This is a genomic window from Kitasatospora sp. MBT66, assembly GCF_000710405.2.
Taxonomy (GTDB): domain Bacteria; phylum Actinomycetota; class Actinomycetes; order Streptomycetales; family Streptomycetaceae; genus Kitasatospora; species Kitasatospora purpeofusca.
Map to the genome: position 1 here is coordinate 116,363 of NZ_JAIY01000016.1, position 7,386 is coordinate 123,748.

A 7,386-nucleotide genomic window follows, 5' to 3' on the forward strand; every position below is an offset into this window, starting at 1 on the left:
CCGGTCCGGATCGTAGGAGGGGCGGCCGGACACGTCAATAGGTCTGGACCAATTGCGAGGGTCTGGACCAATTAGGGAGGCCGCCCGCCGCCCGCGTGCGCCCGGGGATCCGCCGGAGCCGCTCCCCCGCTCCGAGGATCCACTGGGACGCAGGGGAGTTGGCCGGATCGGGCGGCCGTCGCGAGCACCGGCGCCGACGGGCCGTCAGGCCGGACGGGGTCGCAAACCGCCGCGGCACTCGACCATCCGAACGAGTGAATCCGGCGACGGTCGCCCCGACCCTCGGCCACCGGTCCGACACGCCGTCCGCCCCCGGCGCGGGGCGGCCCCGGACCACCGGGAGCGTGCTCGAAAAGTCCCCGTTCGACCCGGGCTCGCCCGGTGGGTAATCCGCTTGAACGACGCGCTCGAACAGCACCATCATCGGACCCCACCCCGCCCGTGACGGATTCGCCAACTCGACTTTCTTACAACCGAGTTGTTCTGCTTCGCCATGGCCGGACCCGGCACTTCCGCCCGTCCGCGCACCGCTCCGCGACTGGAGGCCCCGTGGCCTGTCACCCCACCCCGGCGACCCCGGCGATCCATCTCCCACCCGTCCCCGCACCCCCGCCCGCACCCCCGCCCGTCCCGCCGGCCGTCACGGCCCCGCCGGCCCGCGGACCGCACAAGGAGGCGAACGCTTGAGCACCACGACGACCTCGGCCGGGACCTCCGACGAGGAACTGCAGTGGCTCGCCGACGGGCGCCGCATCGAGGCGATCGAGGCGATCAGCGTCAGCGCGATGGCCCGCCGACTGCCCGCACTCGTGGTCCGCGCCTTCCGCCTCGGCTGGCGCATCGACCGCCCCTCCGTCGCCCTCCTCCTCACCTGCCAGGCGGTGTCCGCCGTGCTCGGCGCGGCCGGCCTGTTCGCGACCACCGGGACCATCTCGGCCCTGTTCGGGCCGGGCCAGGTCGGCGCCAAGCTCACCCACGCCGCACCGTCGATCCTCGTGATCGCGGCGGCCGCCGGCGCCCGGTCCCTGCTGGGCATCACCATCCAGTCCATCACCATCCACCTCTCGCCGCGGATCTCCCGGGAGGCGGAGGCCTCGGTGCTGCGCGCCACCGTCGCGGCCGAGCTGACCGCCTACGACCACGCCGGCTACAACGACGAGCTGGAGGCCGCCGACCGGGGCGCCGAAGTCTGCGTGGACATCGTCGGCGAGGCGCAGAACCTGCTCGCCTCGCTGGCCTCCCTCCTCGGCGCGGCCGGCGTGCTGACCGTGCTCCACCCCGCGCTGCTCCCCCTGCTGGTCCTGGCCGCGCTGCCCCAGGGAATCGCCTCGGTGCACGCCGCCCGGGTGCAGTTCCTGGCCAACCGGGCCGCGATCGGTGACCGCCGGATCATGGCCAACCTGCGCTGGTACATCCACCTCAAGCGCAACGCCGACCAGGTCCGCTCCGACACCATGGGCGAGTTCCTGCTCAGCAAGTACGACCAGGTCGGCCGGCGGCTGGACGCCAACTCCCGGCAGGCGGCGCGGCGCAGCGCCAGGGTGTCGGTGGTCGGCGCGGCCGCCTCCGGGCTCGGGACGGGCCTGGTGTGGGCGGCGATGCTGTGGCTGGTCAGCACCGGGCGGATGAGCCTGCCGCGCGGCGGCGCCGCGGTGTTCGCGCTGGCCGCCGTCGGCACCAGCCTGCGCGGCATCGTCGGTTACGGCGCCGACCTGTTCCGCACCGGCATGTACCTGGACGACTGGTCGAACTTCCTCGACACCGCGGGCGGCCACCGGCCCGAGCGCGGCGCCGGAACGCCAGGGGCACCGGAGCGGATCGCGGTGGAGGACCTCAGCTACGGCTACCCCGCCGCCGACCGCAAGGCGCTGGACGGCGTGAGCCTGCACGTCGAGCGCGGGGAGATCCTCGCCCTGGTCGGCGAGAACGGCTCCGGGAAGACCACCCTCTCCAAGCTCCTGGCCGGCCTCTACCTCCCCGACGCCGGAGCGGTGCGCTGGGACGGGCGCGACACCCGCGAGCTGGACCCGCACGCCCTGTGGCGCCAGGTCGCCGTGGTCCCGCAGGACTACGCGCGCTGGCCCATGACCTGCCGCGAGAACATCACGCTGGGCCAGCCCACGCCCGAGGGCGATGCGGCGGTGCTGCGCGCCGCCGACGCCTCCGGGGCCTCCGACGTCGTCGCCAAGCTCCGCCGGGGCCTGTCCACCCTGCTGGCGGTGGAGTGGATGGGCGGCGAGGAGTTGTCCGGCGGGCAGTGGCAGCGCCTGGCCATCGCCCGGGCCTTCCACCGCGAGGCCGGGCTGCTCGTGCTGGACGAGCCGACCGCCGCGCTCGACCCGCGCGCCGAGCACCGGATCTTCCAGAACCTGCGGTCGGTCGCCCGGGAGCGCGCGGTCGTCCTGGTGACCCACCGCCTCACCAATGTGGCCGTGGCCGACCGGATCGTGGTGCTGGAGAACGGCCGGGTCCTCCAGGAGGGGACCTTCGCCGAACTGGTCGCCGACGGTGCCGGGCGGTTCAGGGAGCTGTGGGACCTGCAGAACGAACGCACCGGCCTGCCGGCCCAACGGACCCGGGCGTCCCGAGAGTACGGGGAGTCCGGGGAGTCCGGGGAGCCCGGGGAGCTTCGGAAGGGAGGGGAGGCCGGGCAGTCCGGGTGACTGAGCCGCCGGGCCGGGGGCGCGTTCCGCCGCTCCGGCCCGGCGCCCGCGCACAGGGTCGGTCCCGCCCGGCGCCCGGGCGGGACCGGCGGGGTTCAGCGGGACTTGGCGGCGTGCACGAACTCGGTGATCAGGTCGGGGTCCTTGACCCCGCGCCGGACCTCGACCCCGCTGGAGACGTCCACGCCCCACGGGTTCGCGGCCGCGACGGCCTCGCGGACGTTCGCCGGGCCGAGACCGCCGGCCAGCAGCCACTTCCCGGCCGGCGGCCGGGTGCCCAGTTCGGCCCAGTCCCACGGGTCCCCGGCGCCGGGCACCGGTGCGTCGAGCAGCAGCAGGTCCTCGCCGAAGTCCCCGCAGTCCGCGCCGGCCGCGTTCGCCGCCGAGGTGGCCCTGATCAGCGGCAGTCCCAGGTCGGACAGCTCCGCGAAGGCGCCCGCCGGGTGGTTGCCGTGCAGTTGCACCGCCCGTACCCCGGCGGCGCGCACCGCCGCGCGCACGTACTCCGCCGGTTCCTCCCGGAACACGGCCACCGTCAGCACCTCCTCGGGCACCGCCGCCACCAACTCCCGCACCAGTCCGGGCTCCACCCGGCGCGGGCTCTCGGTCAGCACGAAGCCCAGCGCGTCGGCACCGGCCGCGACGGCCGCGGCCACATCCACAGCGGTGCTCAGACCGCAGATCTTCACAAACATGTTCCCGGGCACTCCCCACTGGACGGCCCCGCCAGCGTAGTACCGGCGCCGGGGCGCGGGCACCCGACCCGGCGCCGGTGGCCCCGGCGGCCGTCGTCCGCCCGGTTGGTCCGGATGCCACGTGCGGGTGCAGCCCGACGGCCCGACGGGAACGGTGGGGGGATGGACACCGTTGTCGTACTGGAATCTGACACACCGACCAATGTCCGGGTCCTGGGACCCGGCCTCACTCCGGCCGATCCCGAGGGGCCGGTGCGCCGCGCGCACGCCGCCCCCGCGGAGGCCTCCGGCGTCTGCGGCCCACGCACCCTGTGCGGGCTGGACACCTCCGAGATGACCCTCGCCCCGCACCGGTCCGGCATGGACCGACCGGGGTGGCACACCTGCAGTGTGTGCCGGGCCACCGAGGAGGGGGTCGGGGCCGAGCGCCACCCGGCGAGCAGCTCCGCCGTCTGACACCCCACCCACCGGAAGATCTTCAGCACCCGCCGGTGAGACGCCGTCACTTCGGCGGGTGAGAAGCGGAAGATTTCCTGTCCTGGACCACGTCCTCCGGAACCCCACCCTCCTTGACCACGCTCGCCTCGACCACGCTCTCGACCTCAGCGTCCTCGACCACGCCCTCCTGGCGGCCCAGCCGCCAGACCAGCTCCTCGCCGGTCCCGGCCGGGCGGTGGCGGTCCTCGGTGAAGCCCAGCCGGGCCGCGACGGCGCCGCTCGCGCGATTGGCCGGGTCATGGGCGATCTCGACGTGCTCCACGCCCGGGAACCGGAAAGCCTCGGCGACCAGGGCGCCCGCGGCCCGGGTGGCGACACCGCGCCCGGTGGCCGCCGGGTGGAGCCAGTAGCCGATCTCCATCACCCCGTCCGGGCCGCCCTCGCGCCGGAACAGCTGGCAGGCGCCGACTATCGCCCCTCCCAGCACCACCGCGAAGGTGAAGTCCCGGCCCGCCTCCCAGGCCTCCTGGCGCCGCGCCAGGAATTCGGCGGTCCGGTCCGGGCTGTGCTCGTCGACCCACGTCATCCACGGTCTGAGGTGCCCCCGCGCGGCATCGATGACCTCGAACAGCTCCGCGCGGTCCCCCTCGGGGTCGAAACGGCGAAGGGTCAGGTCGTCCAGCTCGATCACTCGCGGCGGCATCTCCATTGGCGAAGGATCACCCCGATCGCCGCCGAGGGCAAGGGGATTCGGCAGCGGGGCCGTCCGTGCGCGGGACGCCGACCGGGTGGTTCCCGGGACGGCCCCGGAGCCCCCGGGGCGGGCCGGTCGTTCTCACCGTGATGCGACTGCTGCTGACCTCCGACACCCACCTGCCGACCCGGGCCCGGGCCCTGCCCGCGGCGCTGCTCGACGCCCTCGACGAGGCCGACGTGGTGTTCCACGCCGGCGACTGGGTCGACACCGCCACCCTCGACCTGTTCCGGTCCCGGTCCGAGCGGCTGGTCGCCGTGCACGGGAACAACGACGGGGCCGCGCTGCGGGAGCAGCTGCCCGAGATCGCCCGGGTGCGACTCCAGGGCGTCCGCTTCGCGGTGGTGCACGAGACCGGCCCCGCCCGGGACCGGGAGCAGCGCTGCGAGGCCCGGTTCCCCGACACCGATGTGCTGGTCTTCGGGCACAGCCACATCCCCTGGGACAGCCTCGCGCCGGGCGGCCTGCGGCTGCTCAACCCGGGCTCGCCGACCGACCGGCGGAGCCAGCCGTTCGCCACCTACCTCACCGCCCGGCTGGACGACGGGCGGCTCACCGAGGTGCGGCTCCACCGCCTGCCGCCCCGCCGCTGAACCGCCGGTGCCGAACGGCGCACCGCACCGCCGGTGAGCGCTCAGGCGGACAGGTGCAGGGTGGTGCCCGGCGCGGTGCGGTAGGCGTCGCGGTAGTGCGCGGCGAAGCGCCCGGGGTGGGCGAAGCCCCAGCGCATCGCGATCTCGGTCACCGTGGTGGCGCGGGGGTCCGCGGCCAGCAGCTCGCGGTGTGCGGCGTCGAGCCGGACCCGGCGCAGGAAGGCCAGCGGCGTGGTGTCCAGGTGGCGCCGGAACGCGTACTGGAGGGCCCGCGGGGTGACGTACGCGGAGGCGGCGATCTGCACGAGGCCGATGTCCCGGTCGGCGTTGGCCTCGATGAAGGCGACCGCCCGGTGGACGGTGCCGGGGGTGGCGTCGGTGCTGTCGGCCGGGCGGACGGTGTCGCGGGTGCTGTTGGGCAGGGCGGCGAGGGTGGCGGCCGCCAGGTGCCTGGCCGCGGTGCCGACCAGCAGTTCGCTCTCGCAGGCCGCCGGGTCGTCGAGGACGTGGTCGCGGACGTAGGCGATGGTGGCCGCGAGCCGGCGGTTCGCGGCACTGTCGACCGGCCGGTTGCCGGTCAGGCGGGGCGGGCGCGTTCCCGGGCCGGTGGGGGCGACGGCGTCCAGCAGCGCGGTGTCGAAGAGGGCGATGGTGTAGCGGGCGGCCCGGACCTCGCCCCGGTAGGGCCGGTCGGGCGGGGCGACGAGGAAGGTCTCGTCGGGCCCGAACACCTCCTCGCGGCCGCCGGTGAGGTCGGCGAGGGTGCCGCCGTGCATGCTGACCAGGCACACCCGGCCCAGGTCGCCCGCGTCGTAGGCCATGGTGTAGCCGAAGTCGAGACGGTCCATCGCCACCGGCCCGGCCGCCCGGCGGCTGATCCGCACCCTGGCGTCCTCGACGGACCCGCCGATCCTCATCGGCGTGTACGCGGACGACAGGAACTCCTCCGTCTCGCCCACGTTCGCGCTCTCGAACGACAACGACTCCACCCGCACCACCACCGGCCGTCCCGTGCTCTCCAGCACGAGCCTACCCAGCTGCCGCGGCAGGGTCACCGCCCGCTCGACGGAGCGAGCGGTTCGAGCCGCTTCGTTCCCTGTCCACCCGCGCTCCCGGAGCTTCGTTCACGGGGCTGTGCGCGGAGCCGCGGGCCTGCACCGTTGAGACCGCGTGGCAGTTCCCTCTCCGCGTTCGCCCGCTCCCCGAGTTCTTCCCCGCGCTCCTTCTGCGCTCCTTCCGCGCTACCGACGAGAGGCATGGCATGCCCCCGCACAACACCTACCGTCCCTTGCCGCCCGATGCGGGCATGAGCGCGCAGATCGCGGACCTCAGCGCGGAGGCCGAGCGTCAGCTGAGCCAGCACCTGTGGGACCCGACGGAGGAGGACGCGGCGCTGGCCCGCAAGACCGCGAGCGGACTCGCGGAGGCCGTCGGCGAAGCGGCGGCGCAGGAGCGGCTGCCGGCCATCGACCGGCTGGAGCACCTGCGCGAGGCCCTCGCCGTCCTCGCCATAGCCCTCGCCCGCATCCACGGCCCGCTCGCCTGGTACCTGGCCCAGGCCTGCACCGCGCTCTCCCCCGTGCTGCGCTGGCGCGCGCTGCCCGCCGACCGGCAGTCCTCCTTCGGCACCGTCGTCCCCTCGTCGTCCGACCTTGCCGATGCCGAGCGGGCCGTGCGCCGGCTGCACACCGCGCTCACCCGCGCCGCCGCCGGTACCGGCGCCGGGACCGGTGCCGACGCCGGCACGGCGGACACCGGCACCGACGGGTGCGAGGGCCGCTCCGACATCTGACACCACCGGGCGGACGACCTCCGCCCCGGCGGGCACGCCGGGGCGGAGGGTCACGATCGCGATGCCGGAGTCCGCCGCGCGGGCGAGTGCCCGACGAGCCCTGCGGCTCACGTACGGTGACCGTTCGTCAGCCACCGGTCCCGTCGTCGGGCGCCGCGGCTCAGCCCGTCGCGCCGGGGAGTGCCGGGAGCTTGGGCAGACCCGCCAGGTCGGGCGCCGGCAGGGCGGGGTTGCCGAGCACGGTCGCGGCGACGAGGTTGACGGTGTCCTTGACGACCTGCTCGGCCGGGGCGGCGGCGGGCGCCGGGGCCTGGACCGGGGCGGCGGTTCCCACGGCCGGGGGCGCGGCGGCGGCCGGGGCCGCCAGCTCGTCCACCGACTTCCTCAGGTTCGCGGCGGCGGTCGCGACCAGGTCGGCGGGGGCGGCCTGCGCACGGGACGCCGGAACCCC

The 7,386-nt window shown here is 75.3% G+C and carries 7 protein-coding genes and 1 pseudogene; 4 read left to right on the forward strand and 4 right to left on the reverse strand.

All coding sequences use genetic code 11. The features are described 5' to 3' along the window. The first annotated feature begins 683 nt into the window (after window positions 1-683). Window positions 684-2,663, forward strand: a complete 1,980-nt coding sequence (locus BI06_RS36475) for an ABC transporter ATP-binding protein (protein WP_063795100.1) — start codon at window positions 684-686, stop codon at window positions 2,661-2,663. A 95-nt stretch (window positions 2,664-2,758) separates the two neighbouring features. On the opposite strand, the gene BI06_RS36480 is transcribed toward BI06_RS36475, so the two are convergent. Further along, on the reverse strand, window positions 2,759-3,358 hold the full coding sequence (locus BI06_RS36480) for a phosphoribosylanthranilate isomerase (protein WP_043475539.1): 600 nt from the start codon (window positions 3,356-3,358) through the stop codon (window positions 2,759-2,761). 162 nt (window positions 3,359-3,520) lie between these two features. Here BI06_RS36480 and BI06_RS36485 point away from each other — a divergent pair, with 162 nt between their 5' ends. Then, window positions 3,521-3,814 carry a hypothetical protein gene (locus BI06_RS36485; protein WP_043475541.1) on the forward strand — a complete coding sequence of 98 codons (294 nt, stop codon included), beginning with the start codon at window positions 3,521-3,523 and terminating at the stop codon, window positions 3,812-3,814. A gap of 46 nt (window positions 3,815-3,860) precedes the next feature. On the opposite strand, the gene BI06_RS36490 is transcribed toward BI06_RS36485, so the two are convergent. Then, complete coding sequence (locus tag BI06_RS36490; RefSeq protein ID WP_082558944.1) at window positions 3,861-4,505, reverse strand: GNAT family N-acetyltransferase; 645 nt, start codon at window positions 4,503-4,505, stop codon at window positions 3,861-3,863. Window positions 4,506-4,639: 134 nt separating this feature from the next. On the opposite strand from BI06_RS36490, the gene BI06_RS36495 reads away from it, so the two are divergent. Then, window positions 4,640-5,143, forward strand: coding sequence for a metallophosphoesterase (locus BI06_RS36495; protein ID WP_030394635.1), 504 nt, complete (start codon window positions 4,640-4,642; stop codon window positions 5,141-5,143). 41 nt (window positions 5,144-5,184) lie between these two features. Here BI06_RS36495 and BI06_RS36500 read toward each other — a convergent pair whose 3' ends face one another. Beyond that, on the reverse strand, window positions 5,185-6,168 hold the full coding sequence (locus tag BI06_RS36500) for a helix-turn-helix transcriptional regulator (protein ID WP_233290438.1): 984 nt from the start codon (window positions 6,166-6,168) through the stop codon (window positions 5,185-5,187). A gap of 281 nt (window positions 6,169-6,449) precedes the next feature. On the opposite strand from BI06_RS36500, the gene BI06_RS36505 reads away from it, so the two are divergent. After that, window positions 6,450-6,935: a hypothetical protein gene (locus BI06_RS36505; RefSeq protein WP_063795102.1), complete on the forward strand. Its 486-nt coding sequence runs from the start codon at window positions 6,450-6,452 to the stop codon at window positions 6,933-6,935. 160 nt (window positions 6,936-7,095) lie between these two features. Here the strand turns inward: BI06_RS36505 and BI06_RS36510 are convergent. After that, window positions 7,096-7,386, reverse strand: a pseudogene (locus BI06_RS36510) (hypothetical protein); the annotation flags it as partial.